The sequence below is a fragment of the Halodesulfurarchaeum formicicum genome (genome assembly GCF_001886955.1).
GTDB classification, from domain to species: Archaea; Halobacteriota; Halobacteria; order Halobacteriales; family Halobacteriaceae; genus Halodesulfurarchaeum; species Halodesulfurarchaeum formicicum.
The window spans coordinates 1,809,795-1,823,581 of record NZ_CP016804.1 but is presented as its reverse complement, the minus strand read 5'-3'; the positions used below and the strand labels follow the sequence as shown (position 1 = coordinate 1,823,581).

General features: G+C 63.3%; 15 protein-coding genes and 3 tRNA genes. 5 read left to right on the top strand and 13 right to left on the bottom strand.

All coding sequences use genetic code 11. The features are described from left to right. Positions 1-40 precede the first annotated feature (40 nt). Positions 41-451 (top strand): SRPBCC family protein, encoded by a 411-nt coding sequence (locus HSR6_RS09300; protein WP_071933447.1) that lies wholly within the window; start codon positions 41-43, stop codon positions 449-451. Between the two features lie 9 nt (positions 452-460). Here the strand turns inward: HSR6_RS09300 and HSR6_RS09295 are convergent, their stop codons facing one another. From HSR6_RS09295 to HSR6_RS09275, 5 genes are all read right to left on the bottom strand, one after another. After that, positions 461-1,252 carry a hypothetical protein gene (locus HSR6_RS09295; protein WP_148661825.1) on the bottom strand — a complete coding sequence of 264 codons (792 nt, stop codon included), beginning with the start codon at positions 1,250-1,252 and terminating at the stop codon, positions 461-463. Between the two features lie 178 nt (positions 1,253-1,430). Beyond that, positions 1,431-1,928 carry a DoxX family protein gene (locus HSR6_RS09290; RefSeq protein WP_071933445.1) on the bottom strand — a complete coding sequence of 166 codons (498 nt, stop codon included), beginning with the start codon at positions 1,926-1,928 and terminating at the stop codon, positions 1,431-1,433. A gap of 407 nt (positions 1,929-2,335) precedes the next feature. Further along, positions 2,336-2,410: transfer RNA gene (locus tag HSR6_RS09285), tRNA-Ile, on the bottom strand. A 54-nt stretch (positions 2,411-2,464) separates the two neighbouring features. Next, a complete protein-coding gene (locus HSR6_RS09280) occupies positions 2,465-2,926 on the bottom strand; it encodes a group I intron-associated PD-(D/E)XK endonuclease (protein ID WP_071933444.1) in 462 nt (153 codons plus the stop codon). Between the two features lie 86 nt (positions 2,927-3,012). After that, positions 3,013-3,085, bottom strand: a tRNA-Asn gene (locus HSR6_RS09275). 184 nt (positions 3,086-3,269) lie between these two features. Between HSR6_RS09275 and HSR6_RS09270 the strand changes: the two genes are divergently transcribed. After that, complete coding sequence (locus HSR6_RS09270) at positions 3,270-4,067, top strand: ZIP family metal transporter (protein WP_070365607.1); 798 nt, start codon at positions 3,270-3,272, stop codon at positions 4,065-4,067. A 42-nt stretch (positions 4,068-4,109) separates the two neighbouring features. Next, the gene (cca, locus tag HSR6_RS09265) at positions 4,110-5,465 is read left to right on the top strand and encodes a CCA tRNA nucleotidyltransferase (RefSeq protein WP_071933443.1); all 1,356 of its coding nucleotides are present in this window, start codon (positions 4,110-4,112) and stop codon (positions 5,463-5,465) included. Between the two features lies 1 nt (position 5,466). Here the strand turns inward: cca and HSR6_RS11330 are convergent, their stop codons facing one another. From HSR6_RS11330 to HSR6_RS09245, 4 genes are read right to left on the bottom strand one after another with little or no spacing between them, the layout of a single operon-like run. Beyond that, on the bottom strand, positions 5,467-5,898 hold the full coding sequence (locus tag HSR6_RS11330) for a histone family protein (protein ID WP_070365605.1): 432 nt from the start codon (positions 5,896-5,898) through the stop codon (positions 5,467-5,469). Positions 5,899-5,936: 38 nt separating this feature from the next. After that, a complete protein-coding gene (locus HSR6_RS09255; protein ID WP_070365604.1) occupies positions 5,937-7,349 on the bottom strand; it encodes a single-stranded DNA binding protein in 1,413 nt (470 codons plus the stop codon). Positions 7,350-7,397: 48 nt separating this feature from the next. Next, complete coding sequence (locus tag HSR6_RS09250; RefSeq protein WP_071933442.1) at positions 7,398-7,799, bottom strand: DUF2391 family protein; 402 nt, start codon at positions 7,797-7,799, stop codon at positions 7,398-7,400. A 39-nt stretch (positions 7,800-7,838) separates the two neighbouring features. After that, positions 7,839-8,432, bottom strand: a complete 594-nt coding sequence (locus tag HSR6_RS09245; protein ID WP_071933441.1) for a DNA-3-methyladenine glycosylase family protein — start codon at positions 8,430-8,432, stop codon at positions 7,839-7,841. A 110-nt stretch (positions 8,433-8,542) separates the two neighbouring features. Here HSR6_RS09245 and HSR6_RS09240 point away from each other — a divergent pair. After that, positions 8,543-8,615: transfer RNA gene (locus tag HSR6_RS09240), tRNA-Arg, on the top strand. A gap of 315 nt (positions 8,616-8,930) precedes the next feature. Beyond that, positions 8,931-10,847 carry a pentapeptide repeat-containing protein gene (locus HSR6_RS09235; RefSeq protein WP_071933440.1) on the top strand — a complete coding sequence of 639 codons (1,917 nt, stop codon included), beginning with the start codon at positions 8,931-8,933 and terminating at the stop codon, positions 10,845-10,847. A gap of 166 nt (positions 10,848-11,013) precedes the next feature. On the opposite strand, the gene HSR6_RS09230 is transcribed toward HSR6_RS09235, so the two are convergent. From HSR6_RS09230 to HSR6_RS09215, 4 genes are read right to left on the bottom strand one after another with little or no spacing between them, the layout of a single operon-like run. After that, positions 11,014-11,757: an energy-coupling factor transporter transmembrane component T gene (locus HSR6_RS09230; RefSeq protein WP_071933439.1), complete on the bottom strand. Its 744-nt coding sequence runs from the start codon at positions 11,755-11,757 to the stop codon at positions 11,014-11,016. Next, positions 11,754-12,515, bottom strand: coding sequence for an energy-coupling factor ABC transporter ATP-binding protein (locus HSR6_RS09225; RefSeq protein ID WP_158514143.1), 762 nt, complete (start codon positions 12,513-12,515; stop codon positions 11,754-11,756). The genes HSR6_RS09230 and HSR6_RS09225 overlap by 4 nt, the downstream gene beginning before the upstream one ends. Before the next feature lie 4 nt (positions 12,516-12,519). Further along, positions 12,520-13,263, bottom strand: coding sequence for an energy-coupling factor ABC transporter ATP-binding protein (locus HSR6_RS09220; protein ID WP_071933437.1), 744 nt, complete (start codon positions 13,261-13,263; stop codon positions 12,520-12,522). Beyond that, positions 13,260-13,763 carry an ECF transporter S component gene (locus HSR6_RS09215; protein WP_071933436.1) on the bottom strand — a complete coding sequence of 168 codons (504 nt, stop codon included), beginning with the start codon at positions 13,761-13,763 and terminating at the stop codon, positions 13,260-13,262. The genes HSR6_RS09220 and HSR6_RS09215 overlap by 4 nt, the downstream gene beginning before the upstream one ends. Positions 13,764-13,787 lie beyond the last annotated feature (24 nt).

Genomic DNA, 13,787 nt, shown 5'->3' with positions numbered 1-13,787 from the left:
TCGCCGGAACCTTTTGGAACGCGCCTTGCGAGGACGATGTATGGCCACGGTGACCGCCACGCGAACCATCGCGGCGTCCCCGGACGCGGTCCGCTCGCTGATCCATGCCGACGTCCCCGCGTTCATCCGGGCCTCCGGCTTCGACGCCGTGACCGTCGAGGGCGAGGCCTACACCGTCTCCCGGACCATCGGCGTGGCGACCCTCGAGTTGACACTCACGCGAATCGAGAGCGAGCACGTCCTCGAATTCGAACAGACCGAGGGCATCTTCGAGGACATGTGGACGTGCTATCGGGTTCAAAGCGCCCCCGAGGGGGCCGAACTCGTCGCGACGACGGAGTTCACGCTGGGCGGTGTGCTCGGACCGGTGCTTGACAACTCGTTGATCAAGACCCAGCGAACGGGCGAGTTCACCGATCAGTTCGATTACGTCGAGCGGGAACTGACCTGACGGGTTCGGTCAGGGCAGTAGCCACGGTCCACCGAGTACGAACAGGACCGAGAGCAGGGCTTCGGTCTTGCCCAGTCGTTTCATCGCGGGGGTGTCACTGCTCATCGCCAGTTGTACGGTTCTGGCTGTCGAAAGCCCGAAGAGCGCTGGCCCTGCCGGGCCGATCAAACCCACCGACCAGCCGCCGAGCACGGAAAGCAACGCCCCGACGGGGACGAGCAGCCATCGAGCGGTCGCGAGCGACGGCTCGGTTTGCCTGCGGGTCACGACCAGTTTCACCCGGTAGGTGGCGAGCAGGTGGTAGCCGGCGAAGAGGGCATACAGCATCCCCAGAAGGGCGGGATCGGTGACCCCGAGGAGGTGGACGCCTGCGGGGGCGACCACCGAGAGTCCCAGCACGCCGGCGGCCACACCCCGAAGCCGACCGGCTCCGCCCTGGCCCCGGTAGCGGAGTTCTAGAAGGACGGCGGGAACGGCGAGCACCCCGAGTGCCCAGATCGGTCCCTGCAAGACCCCGAGCCCGCCGATAGCCAGGCTGACGAGCAGGGCCTCGACCGCGCCGACCACGGCGTACCGCCGCTTCTCGTGGCCCGCGGCGGCCCCGTGTCGGCGAACGGCCTCCCGGAAGAGCATAGCGCCGACGGCCAACACCCAAAAGAGGAGCACCGACACGAGCACCGTGCCCGTCGGCGATACGCCCGCTCCGAGGGCGACGCTCATGGGGGTCAGCAGACCGACGATCAGCAGCGATCGCGCTCCGTGTTCGGGTGGTAGCGGTGGGCGCAATTCGCGAAGACGCATTGTGGGATTTTTCTCCGGCTGCAGTTGTACGCCCTTGCCCGAACATATTCGTGGTTCTTCGCTGGCGGGTTCTGTCGGTTTCCGATCGAATGTGGCGGGGATCCCATTGATTCGAGCCGTGGTGGTTTACAGCGTGCATGACATCCACCGGGGGACCGGAGAAATCGATCAGGCGGGACTAGGGCCGATCCGTGTCCCGCAGGCTTCCGCCGATGATCAGTGCCGCCCCGATTATCACGAAGTTCTTGACGATGTACTGTCCCTCCAGGGTGAGGCCGTAGGGAAATGCCGTGAACACGGCCTCCGGCACGAGGACGACCGGCAGGAACGTCCCGGGCATCTGGAGGGCCAGGAGCACCAGCCCGATCCGGGTCCAGGGCCGGTAGAGAAATCCCAGTCCGATCAGCATCTCCCAGATTCCCAGCACCGGGACGAAGATCCCGGCCGGCAGGAACCACACGGCCTCGGCCACCAGCGGGGCCGCCGGGCTCACGCCGATGACTTTCAGAGCGCCGAACCAGACGAAGACGATCCCGAGAGCCAGCCGTGCGGCCTGGAGCCCGTTGTCCGCCATCCAGCCGGTCACTCGCTGGTCAAGGGTCCTGAGTTCCGCTGCGATCGACCCGGTCTGCTCACTCGGCTCGACGGCCGAGGAATCACTTGGTTGTGTACTCATACTATATGGTAGGGGTTCACCGAGTATGAGTTGGCGCCCCACGTGATTGGTAGCACTCCGCGAATCGTATCATAGTGCCCGTTGGACCCCAATCGGGCGCTCCACGATCAAACACGGTGTGTGCGTTGGACTCGGTTTCCTGGGTTGCAAATCCGCTGGCCCTCTCCGCGCTCGAACACGCTGCTGGCGGTTCGAGCGCCCTCCGGAGCAATGGGCCCTAGCGGATTTGAACCTGAGGAAGACGTCGCTCGTCCCTCGCTCGTCTTCCAGGGCTCGAATCCGCCGCCCATTTCATCTCGCTTCGCTCGAAGAAATGGGCCCTGGCGGATTCGAACCTCGGTCACTTCGCTTTGCTCGTTCCCTGATTCAAATCCGTCGCCCATTTCATCTCGCTTCGCTCGAAGAAATGGGCCCTAGCGGATTTGAACCACTGACGACGCGGTTATGAGCCGCGCGCTCTAACCAGACTGAGCTAAGGGCCCTGCCCGTGCGTACCCGTGGCTCCGCCTTGAGCGTTACCTTCCTCGTAGTCCGTTTCAGCTAAGCCTTTTCTTGAGAACGTGATCCAGCATGAAATCTTCGTGCCAATTCACTCCGGCCCACTGGTTGTTTCCGGGCTCTTCAAAGCGTAATTCCATCTTCCCTTTTGCCGCCTTCTCGATGGGCACTAGATACGTCTCTTCCAATGATGGCGCAAATACGGCGAAATAGTCTATTTCTCCGGCATAATCGTCTCTCACGTAGCCGTCGCTTCTTGCCTTTGTACTTACAGTTTCGAACTGAACTGTTCCGGTTCCAGTTTCTCGGGCCGTTTTCACCTGCACCCTAACGAATTTGTCTTCCGAATCAACGACGAAATCGTATGCTTCGTTGTCGTAAGCCGGTTCGAGCAGACTGTAGTCCCGCACGACGAATTCGGATTTCACGATGGCCTCTGTCGCCTGTCCCTTGAGTTGTGGTTCGTTGAGGGCTTCGAATCTGCCAGCGGCATCTACCATAGGGGACCGTTTTTTGTATCCTGCCAAAAAGTTCCGGAATTACGAGACCGCTGGTTCACTGGGTGTGGTAGGTAAGCAGAGAGAAGCGCCGCCGCCAGGGCTCGAACCTGGGACAACTCCGTTAACAGCGGAGTGCTCTACCAGCTGAGCTACGGCGGCTTGGGTTACCGTACTTGGCTACTTTTGATAGGGCTTTCGTTTCGGCTGGGGGTCCCGCCCCGCCGCCTCGCCCACCGTGGAACGAACTGATCCACCCCATACGCATTAGGAAAGACTAATTTAGGTTTCACAAACTTTTCTTCCGAAATTTTAACTCCCGGAAGCCCGTCGGTCCATACGACGGATGAGCCTGCTCGCCAACCTGCTCCTGGTCTTCTTCGCGGGGCTCGTGACAGCGATTGCGACCGGTGTCGGGGCCCTCCCCTTCTTCCTGGTCGATGATATCCCCCGCCGGTGGAACGTGCTGCTCTGGGGGCTCGCGTCGGGAATCATGGTCGCGGCCTCGGTTTTCGGGCTCCTCAAAGAGGGACTTGCCGCCGGGACCGTCCAGGAACTCCTCCCCGGGGTGCTGGTGGGGGTCCTGCTCGTGGTCGTGAGCCATCGTGTCATCACCCACGCGAACGTCGACCCGCGGGAGTACACCGAGGCCGACTTCAAGAAACTCGTCCTGATTCTGGGGATCCTCACCGTCCACAGCTTCCCCGAGGGCGTGGCGGTCGGGGTCTCCTTCGCGGATCTGAACCTCGGGACCGGCCCCATGTTCCTCGGGTTCACCGTTCCGGTGCTCGCGATCTTCATGACCGTCGCCATCTCGATTCACAACGTCCCGGAAGGGACCGCGATCTCGATCCCGCTGCGGGCGATGGGCGTCTCCAAGTGGCGGATGGTCTGGTGGTCGATCTTCTCCAGCCTGCCCCAGCCGATCGGCGCGGTGCTGGCCTTTGCCTTTGTCCGGTACGCCCGGGAATTCCTCCCCTTCGGCTTTGGCTTTGCCGCCGGCGCGATGGTGTACCTGGTGGTGACCGAGTTCATTCCCGAAGCCCTCGATCAGGGGGCGGACCTTGACAACCGCGGATGGCCGGAGCTACTCGCGGGAATCGTCGTCGGTGTCGGCGTGATGGTCCCGCTCGCGATGATCTGACCGATCGACATGCTTTCGGGGTGCCCCCGGTAATCACAGGGCATGACCACTTCTCGTGACCCCGAGGCGGTGATCGAGACCGTTCGCGAGCGGGTCGATCCCGATCCGGGTGAACGAGCCGCCCTCGAAGCCGCCGTCGACTCCCTGGTGGAACGGACTGAGGCGGCCCTGGCGGATCTCGACGTCGAGGCGAGTGTCCTCCAGGTCGGCTCGACGGCCCGGGGGACCTGGGTGAGCGGTGATCGGGACATCGACGTCTTCGTGCAGTTCGACCCCGAGTTGCCCCGGGCGGACTTGGAACGCCTCGGGCTCCAGGTCGGCCGGGACGTGCTCCCGGATGGCCACACCGAATTTGCCGAGCACCCCTACGTCACCGGGGAGTTCCGCGGGTTCGCGGTCGATCTGGTTCCCTGTTATGCCGTTCCGGACGCCACCCAGATCCAGTCCGCGGTCGATCGCACCCCCTTTCACAACGCCTACCTGAAAGCGCGCCTCGATGAGGAACTCGCGGGGGCGGTTCGGCTCTTCAAGCAGTTCCTCAAGGGAATCGGCTCCTACGGCAGTGACCTCCGAACCGAGGGTTACTCGGGGTACATCGCCGAACTCCTCGTCCTCGAATACGGTGGCTTTCGGGAGACCCTTCAGGCGGCGAGCGAGTGGCACCCGCCGGTCCATCTCGACCCGGCCGAACATGGCACCCGGTCCTTCGACGATCCGCTGGTCGTCGTCGATCCGACCGACCCGGAGCGAAACGTCGCCGCCGTCGTCTCGAATGCACACGTCGCCCGGCTTACCCACCACGCCAGGCAGTTCCTGACCGATCCTGGCGTGGATTTTTTCTTCCCGCCGGCGAGGTCGCCGATGGACGAAGACGCGGCTCGGAGAGCGATTCAGGAGCGGGACACGACGCCGCTAGCCGTCGTTTTCGACCCCCCGGATCTCGTGGCGGATCAGCTCTACCCCCAGCTCCGCCGATCGCTCGCGGGACTGGTCCGGGGGCTCGAAAACGCGGGTTTCGACGTGCTTCGGAGCGAAACGTGGGCGCGTGATCGGGCGGTCCTGTTCGTCGAACTCTCGGTGGCCGACCTGCCCGCGATCGAGCGTCACGAGGGGCCGCCAGTCCACGCCCAGCCCCACGCCGAGCGCTTTTACGAGACCTACGTCGACAGCGAGGCGATCGGCCCGTTCATCGACGGCGACCGGTACGTCGTCGAGCGACCCCGGGAAATTACGAGCGCCGAGCAGTTCGTCGCCGAACGGCTCACGACGGTGGCCCTCGGCGCGCAGATCGAACCGGTGCTCGAAGACGGATTCGTGCTGCACTCGGGGACTGACGTGGCGGTCTTAGCCGAGGGCTTTGGCCCGGAACTCGCGGCGTACTTCCACCCGACGCCGTGAGTCAGTCACAGAGCGAGACGAACAACTCGATGTCTTCGGCCTGAATCGTCCGCCGGCCCGCGTGCTCGGCGAGTTCTCTCGCACCGTTTGCGATCCGCTTTGCGCGGGATTCGAGCAGTCCCGCAAGTGCGAGTCTGGCGTCCTCGGCCACGCGGAACTGGTCGTCGATCTCCAGGCGCGCGATTCGATCGACGGGGGCAATGGGCAACGTCACCGTGTCTCGTTCGGGGACCGAGATGTCCCCGAAATCCGAGACCATGATCGTCTTGCGGTCAGCGGCGGCCGCCCGTTGGGCCGCCTCGGAAGCGATTGCCGCCCCGATCTGTTGGATCTCCCGGGCGAGTGCCTCGGCCGCACCGGCACTGACACGGAGGTCTCCCGCCTGGGTCCTGATCAGCGAATCGACGGGGGAGAAGGGAAGCTCGACACTCATACCCGAAATCCCGGGCGGTCACTGGCTTAACTGTTTCCTCACTCGACGGCGTCGGGATCGAGTGTTCCGTCCGCGAGTTCCCCACGAACTGTCAGTTCCTCGCCGAGTTCGGCGTCAACCTCGGTTCGCAGCGTCACGGTCCGTTCCCCGTCGTCCAGGATGACCGGGTCCCTGGCCTGCACGACCACACCCGTGAACTCGACTTCCTCCCCATCCTGAGCCTCGTTCTCGGTGGCCGACTCGGTGCTCGTGGCTGGTGAGGAGCCGTCGGCGAAGGCCGAGAGCCCGGTGTCGGTTTCGCCCGTTGGCTCGCTCTCGGTGGCCCCGTCATCGGACTCGACCCCGTCCTCCAGCAACACGATGGTGGACTGCCAGTTCGCGGAGGCCTCCAGGTCGTCCTGCCAGCCGTCCTGGATCGCCACGTCCACGAACAGCACCTCGTCGCCCGGGCCGAGGTCCAGGTCCGCCTTCTCGCCCCAGAGTGCGACCCGGATGTCGTCTGTCTCGTCCTGCACGCGGACGTTCCGGACCTGGCCCTCGGAGCCGTCGTCCCGGTCGAAGGTGCGTTTCGGGTCCGCGGAGCGCACGACCCCCGAGATGTCGACGGTGTCGTCGAGTTCGACGGCCTCGATGTCCGTCGTGTCGGGGACGTAGGACACCTCTGTGTCAGTTCGATTGATGGCGCCCCGGTCGCCCACGTGCAGTTCCAGTCGGCCGTCCCGCTCTCGGACGTAGCCGTCGATGATCTCGACGACATCGTGGGGCTCGAAGGCCTCGGCCTGGTCGGCCTGGTCGTCCCAGAGAGTGACCCGGACCCGACCCGTCTCGTCGCCGACCAGCACGTTCGAGACCTTCCCCTCCGAGCCGTCGTCCCGGTCGAAGGTCCGGACGGGCTCGGTCGCCAGGACTTCGCCCAGCAGGGTGACATCCGACGCGCCGAGCGTGAGATCCGAGACGCGGTACTCCTCGGTGAGCGTGACCTCGATCTCCGTGTCGGGTGCCGGTTCGACCTGGTCGACGGTGACCTCCACGCCGTCGTAGCCATCCTTCGGCCGGCCGTTGATGTTGAGTACTTGCCCTGCTTCGAGGTCCGATTCGGCCGCACTCGCCATCTCGTCCCAGAACGAGACCCGGAGTCGGCCCGTCTCGTCGGCCACGTCGGCGTTGATCACCTGGCCCTCGGGCTGGTCGGGATCGTCCCGCTCGAAGGTCCGCAACTCCCCGACGTTGATGACCTTCGCGGTGACCGAGACCTCGTCCATCCCGGGTTCGACGTCCGCGAGTCCCGATACCTGCCCATCTTCGAGTTCGTGGGCGATGAGCATCGCGGCCGTCTCCTCGTCCGCGAGCCCGCCCATCTGCTCGACTTTGGACTCGACGGCCGCCCGGAACTCCTCGAGGGAGACCTCCTCCGTGTCGAGATCCTCGTAGATCGTCTCGATATCGCCCATTACGTGAAACTAGGCCGCGTTCTCGCTCTTGAACCTTGCCGTTGGTGACTAGAAGAGCGAGTCCGCGGCAGCGGCCCCCACGATGGAGAACATGGAGCCGATGCTGATCGCCGTGAGTGTCCCCATGGGACTCGCCCCGAAGGTCCGCGGCGCGGCGAGCAGGAAGCTCATGACCGTGACCGCCCCGAAGGCGACGGTGAGCAGGGAGACAAAACGCAGCGGGATTCCGAGGAACTTCGCCTCGATATCGACGTCCCGGTCCTTGTCCGCCTTGTAGAGCGCGCTGTAGCCCACGACGACGACGCCCGCGATCAGGAGGCTCGTCTGCAGGGACGACATCGATTCGGCGAGGACCCAGACCTCCTCGGTGACCACGAAGGGGCCCGCCAGCAGTAGTCCGCCGACGATCTGCTGGGCGACGTCGGCAGGGCGGAAACGGGGCCGTCTCATACGCTATTCCTCCGCGGGTTCGCTCCTAAACGTTGTCCCTCAGTCCTGGGCTCGCCACAGGTACAGCGACCCGATCGATCGATACGGGGCCCACGTGGTGGTTCGCTCGGTCATTGCATCTCGCGTTTCGTCGCCGTACAGCTCGGTCATGGCCCGTCGAACGCCCAGATCCTCGACCGGGAACACGTCTTCTCTGCCCAGTCCGAATTGGAGAAACATTTTCGCGGTCCAGGGCCCGATGCCCCGGATGTCGGTCAGCGAGTCCATCACGGCACGATTGTCTAGCTTCTCGAAGCTGGACCTGGACCAGCCCCGATCCTGGAAGACCCGGGCCACGCTCCGGACGTACTCGCTTTTCGCTTCGGAGAGGCCGACAGCCTGGAGGGCCGCCGGCTCGGCTGCCAGCATCGCCGCGGGGGTCACCTCGAACGCCGCGGTCAGTCGCTCCCAGGTCGCCTCGGCCGCGGCCATCGAGACCTGCTGGCGGACGATCGATTTGAGCAGCCGTCGAAACGGGTCCGCAGCGGGCTCGACGCCGAGATAGCCGTGCTGGGACACCAGTTCGGCCATCGTTGGATCGGTCTGCAGGTGTTCGTGGGCCGCGGTCGGGTGGGCCAGTTCCTCGACGGGCATGGGTGTTGGCGTCCCTTGGGGCCCGACCCACTCCAGGGTTGTCGTTGGGGATGGGCACGACCAGCCCAGGTCCGTAACGGATATACCAGCGTGGCCCAAAGCGAAGGTGAGTCCTGATAGGGTAGTGGACTATCCTCCTGGCTTGCGGAGCCAGGGACCGGCGTTCAAATCGCCGTCAGGACGTTCACTTCGTTCGCGACCTGACGGGCCCCCGATCGCTTCGCTCTCGGGGACTCCGTCAGGACGATACTGTTCTCCCGCTATGGGGGGTGTTCTTCGTCTCCGATAAGGGCGACGCTCGATGACGAAGGCCCAGAAAACAGGTGGTGGTGATTAAATAGCTGTATTGTCCGAGACTTACTGTTTATCGAGTTACCTCGTATCGATGGCGTGGTCGACCTGACTGAGAGGACAACTGTATTCAACACAACACCTACCATCCATGTCAATGGCAGCTCGACACCCAGTTTCAAGAAGACACCCGTGCTTGGGCGGGGTATGTCAGACGGTGACGGAACCTGCGAGTACGTCCTTGACCCGGAAGACCCCGAAACGTGGGGCGGGTTGCATAGGGAGGAGTGCGACGTTGGCGAGGAAATTCTGAACGAAGATGGTGTTTGGACTTGTCCACACGAAGCTGAACCGGGCAAAAACCGCTGTCTTTTTCATCAACCTCTCGTTGAGAAAGATGATGAAAATGTCGTTGATGCGTTCCTGGATGTAGTCGGCGAAGCTAACGCCAGTGACTGTGCTGAAAGGCGACAGCTGGAGTTTGTCGGTGCGAAGTTCGGTGCGTTTGACCTGAGTGAGAACCCCGTGGATCTCACAGCTGGAGACGGCTGGCTTGTGATGGACTACGCCACTGTTGCAGGTGTATTTGACTGGTCTGAGACGATACTTGAGCTGCAGAAAATAACTTTCAACGGAATAAATTTTGGTGCCGATACCCGTTTCCAAGGCACGGAGTTCGGGGGAGTGGCCAGTTTCAAGGGCGCAGAGTTCAGGGGTGTGGCCAACTTCAGCGGTGCAGAGTTCGAACGAATCGCCGAGTTCGAGGCAGTGGAGTTCAGGGAAGAGGCAGACCTCAGGACAACAGAGTTCAAGGGACAGGCCGCCTTCGGGGGTGCGGAGTTCGGGGGGCGAGCCATCTTCAAGGCAGTAACGTTCGAGGGACTGGCTGACTTCCGGAAAACAACGTTCGAGGGATTGGCCAATTTCAACGCAGTACAGGCAGGAGATTGGGCATTCATGGGGGCAGAGTTCGAAAGACAGGCCAAGTTCGGGAATGCAGAGTTTGGCGGACGGACCAACTTCATGTTAGCAGAGTTCGGAAAACGTGCCAATTTCATGTTAGCAGAGTTCGGGGAACTGGCCGACTTCGAGAGTGCAGAGTTTGGGGGAGCGGCTGACTTCAATGAGGCAGAGTTTGGAGGCGGGGCCGATTTTGAAGGAGTAGAGTTCGAGGAAGAAGTCGGATTCAAGGGGGCAGAGTTCTGGGGCGAAGCTGACTTCAGGGGCTCATCGTTCGAGGGCAATGCTCCTGTGTTTAGAGGCGTAGCGTTTGAGGAGGGCTCTATTTTCGCAGACCTAACTCTCGACGGGACTCAATTCAATGGCGGGGACCTGACGGATGCGACTTTTACTGGCACAAGTCTTCGCAATACGAATTTCGAGTCAGCCCTGCTAAGCCGAGCAACATTCTTTGATGCAGACCTCCGAGGAGCAAAACTCAGTGGGGCAGTCCTTGGTGATGTTCGCATCGACGACAGGACGCGATTCCTCGGATCTCCCTCTGAAGACGTCGACACCTCACCACATACCTTCGCGGCTATCCGCTCACGACCAGCCTGTGTCTATGACCCTTCCTACGAGGGTGATGGTGAACAGGAAGACGCGGACAAAGCAAAAAGCGTCTATCGAGCGCTGGAGGAACTCGGCGGAAAACACGCCCGCCCTCGCTTACAGAGTCGCTCGTTCGTTCGACGTCAGGACCTCCAGAAGAAGAACTACTGGGATGATGCGACAGCTAACGAGGCCTCACTCGAAGAACGACTTATAGCGGGCGCTCGGTGGAGTCGAGCGAAGGTGGCACGAGCGACTCTCCTCTACGGTGAGAGCCCGTGGCGAGTTATCGGATACAGTCTCAGTTTCATTCTCGGATTTGCGATGCTGTTCCCACTCGGTGGATGGATGAAACCCGAAGGCGGGGACCCCATTACCTACGCGCAGATCATGTCCAACCCCGCCGAAATCCTCAACTCTGTCTACTACTCCACCCTGACGTTCACGGCGCTCGGATTCGGCGATTTCAAACCCGTTGGATTCGGACGAGCCTTGACCACTATCGAGACGGGACTTGGAGCCGTGTTGCTTGCCCTCTTCGTATTCATTCTCGGTCGAAGGGCGGCTCGATAATCACTCGGGTTGACTCTACTACACTGTGCCATTGCGCTGTCTTCTACCCCGCTATACAATCTTAGGACAGTCGGCTGAGTCCCGGGTTGGTTTCGGGATACGAGTTGGCACTTGAAGAATTCTCTCGTAGTCTATCGAGCGCATATGCCTTGCCGGACAGTGCTGCTTATAGCACCAGTCCGACCGACACCACGCCGACGGCGAGCAGGTAGAGGCCCAGATCTCGACGGGTGTGATCGACCGTCGTGATCGACGTTCGGGGCCCTGGCTCGTCGAAGCCGCGTGCTGTGAGGGCCGTCGAGAGGTCATAGCCATAGCGGATGACCGCCGCCAGGAATGGGACGAGCATCGGCAGTCGGGCCCGCGTCCTGGCGATCGGGCCGCCCGAGAGGTCGAGCCCGCGGGTGCGCTGGGACTCCTCGATCGTCCGAAAGCGCTTGCGCATCTCCGGAACCAGCCCGATCGTGAGCGAGAGCAGGAACGCAAACGACCAGGGGAGCCCGAGTTCGACGAGCGCCGCCTCGAAGCGCTCGGGTGCGGTCCCCAGCGCGAACCACGCCGCCGCGCCAGCGACTAGCACCAGCCGAGCAGCGATCAGCCCGGCTGTCTGGGCTCCGCCGGGTGTCACCGCCAATTCGACCGGCCCGATCTGGACCGCGTACCAGGCCGGCCCCGAGGCGTAGAATGGGGTGTTGAGGACCAGCAAAAGGACCACCAGCACGGCGAGGGGTTTGAGCGCCCCCAGCCAGTCACGGATCGACACCTCGCCCAGGACCAGCACGACCACTCCCAGCAGGGCGAAAAACAGCAGTTGCCCACGGATCGTCCCCGTCAGGAACCCGGCCAGGACGAACGCGAGGGCGACCGCGAGTTTTGACCGCGGGTCGAACCGTTGCTCGGCCCCGGTCATGGCTCCTCGCCCTCGATCAACTCGACGGCCGCCGCGACTGTCCGCGGTGGCTCCTCGATCCCGCGTTCGCGGGCCCAGACGACCGGTTCGGGTGTGGTCAACCCCACGCCTGCCAGGTCGTAGGTGGAGTCCGCGAGGATCTCCCGGATCGGCCCCTCTCGATCCACGCCGGAGTCAGTCAGCACGACCGCTGAGTCGGCATACCGCCACGCGAAATCGGTGTCGTGGGTCACCAGCACGACGGTCCGGTCGAGGGCCGCGAGTCGTTCCCCGAGCCGTCGCCAGCCCGACTCATCCAGCCCGCTCGTCGGTTCGTCGAGCCCGATCACGTCCGGATCGCCCGAAAGCACCGAGGCGATGGTCACCAGCCGCTTTTCGCCCTCCGAGAGTGCCTGTGGGATTCGGTCGGCGAGGTGAGTTATGCCCAGGGCTTCGAGGGCCTGAGTTACCTGCGTTTCGACGGCCAGCCCACGGTTCTCCGGGAAGAAGGCGACTTCCTCGCTGACCGTCGCGGCGAAGAGCCCGTCGGCGGGGATTTCGGGGGTCAGTCCAACGGTCGGGTCCTGGTCCCCATCGATCCGAATCTCGCCGTTCGTGGGTGTCAACAGCCCCGCGAGTAACCGGAGAAACGTCGTCTTGCCCGTGCCGTTTGCCCCCAGCACGGCGACGGTCTCGCCCTCCGGGATCGTGAGGGAAAGGTCCTCGAAGACCCGCGGACCGTCGTCGTACTCGAAGGACAGGTCGGTGACGTCGATCACGGTCTCACCCCGATAGCGGGACCCGGTCGACGGGTATCCCACGTTCCAGGGCCACTTCGGTTCCGAAGGGGAGGGTCACCCCCGCCTCCCGAAGCGATTCGAGGACGGCTCGTGGCTCGCCACTCGCGGCAATCCGCCCCGATTCCAGGACGAGCGCGCGGTCGGCCCGCTGCAGAAACGGCCCCGCGTCGTGTTCAGTTACGAGGAGGCCAGTGTCTCCCTGGAGTTCCTCGATGGCCCCGAGCACGAGGTCGCGATTGGTCGCGTCAAGCGCCGTGAGCGGTTCGTCGAGGACGATCAGATCCGGTTCGGTCACCAGCGTCCCCAGGAGCGCCACCAGGGTCGTCTCGCCGCGGGAGAGCGCGTCGATCGAGCGGTCGAGCAGGTGAGTCGCGTCGAGTCGCTCGGCCCAGGACTCGATGCGTTCGTGGATGGTCGCTGGCGGGATCCCACGATTCTCCAGCCCGAAGGCCACGTCAGAGCGCACGCCTGCTCTGACCAGCTGGGTGCTGGGGTTCTGCAGGAGCACGCCAACCGACCCGGACCTATCGACGGTCCCCGACACCGTGAGTCCGGACCGATTCTTGAGCAACCCGCCCAGGGTCATCCCGAGCAGGGACTTTCCGCTGCCGGAGGGCCCCGCCAACAGGACTGTTTCCCCGGCGTCGATCGACAGCGAGAGATCGTCGAGGAGCCGGGCCCCCTCGCGATCCTCGACACGAAGGTCCTGGGCGGTGACGACGCTCATCGCAGCTCCGGAATCCGGTCCTCCAGGACCTTCGTGAGCGGGACGGCGATGGCGAACCCGACGACGGCCTGGAGGATGTCGACCGGGAGTTCCTTTGCGAGCGCCAACGGTACTCCTTCCAGATAGGCAACAGCGAGGACGTATGCCACGATCATGAATGGCGCGCCCACGGCGACGGCGATGGCTTTGCTCTTGAGACTATCGCCCGCGAGCCGACCAACGACGTAGCCTTCGGTGCCTTTAGCGATGAGGGTTACTGGCGCAAAGAAGACATACCCCGAGACGACATCAGCAGCGGCCGCGCCGATCCCGCCCGAAAGGCCCCCGACTGTTCCGCCGAAGAGAAAGGCACCGGTGTAGATAATCACTTCTCCGAAGTTGAGATATCCAATACCGACTGGAATTCGGGTAAATAGCGTGGCGACTGCGACGGCGGCTCCGACGACCGCACTGAATGCGACGGCCGTCGCGTCGAGATCAAAGCGGCTGTCTGCTTCCATTGAGAGATTATCACGCAGTTGGGA

Coding starts and splice junctions, on each gene's coding strand:
- HSR6_RS09300 (WP_071933447.1), top strand. CDS start 41: ATGGCCACGGTGACCGCCACGCGAACCATCGCGGCGTCCCCGGACGCG.
- HSR6_RS09295 (WP_148661825.1), bottom strand. CDS start 1,252: ATGCGTCTTCGCGAATTGCGCCCACCGCTACCACCCGAACACGGAGCG.
- HSR6_RS09290 (WP_071933445.1), bottom strand. CDS start 1,928: ATGAGTACACAACCAAGTGATTCCTCGGCCGTCGAGCCGAGTGAGCAG.
- HSR6_RS09280 (WP_071933444.1), bottom strand. CDS start 2,926: ATGGTAGATGCCGCTGGCAGATTCGAAGCCCTCAACGAACCACAACTC.
- HSR6_RS09270 (WP_070365607.1), top strand. CDS start 3,270: ATGAGCCTGCTCGCCAACCTGCTCCTGGTCTTCTTCGCGGGGCTCGTG.
- cca (WP_071933443.1), top strand. CDS start 4,110: ATGACCACTTCTCGTGACCCCGAGGCGGTGATCGAGACCGTTCGCGAG.
- HSR6_RS11330 (WP_070365605.1), bottom strand. CDS start 5,898: ATGAGTGTCGAGCTTCCCTTCTCCCCCGTCGATTCGCTGATCAGGACC.
- HSR6_RS09255 (WP_070365604.1), bottom strand. CDS start 7,349: ATGGGCGATATCGAGACGATCTACGAGGATCTCGACACGGAGGAGGTC.
- HSR6_RS09250 (WP_071933442.1), bottom strand. CDS start 7,799: ATGAGACGGCCCCGTTTCCGCCCTGCCGACGTCGCCCAGCAGATCGTC.
- HSR6_RS09245 (WP_071933441.1), bottom strand. CDS start 8,432: ATGCCCGTCGAGGAACTGGCCCACCCGACCGCGGCCCACGAACACCTG.
- HSR6_RS09235 (WP_071933440.1), top strand. CDS start 8,931: ATGTCAGACGGTGACGGAACCTGCGAGTACGTCCTTGACCCGGAAGAC.
- HSR6_RS09230 (WP_071933439.1), bottom strand. CDS start 11,757: ATGACCGGGGCCGAGCAACGGTTCGACCCGCGGTCAAAACTCGCGGTC.
- HSR6_RS09220 (WP_071933437.1), bottom strand. CDS start 13,263: ATGAGCGTCGTCACCGCCCAGGACCTTCGTGTCGAGGATCGCGAGGGG.
- HSR6_RS09215 (WP_071933436.1), bottom strand. CDS start 13,763: ATGGAAGCAGACAGCCGCTTTGATCTCGACGCGACGGCCGTCGCATTC.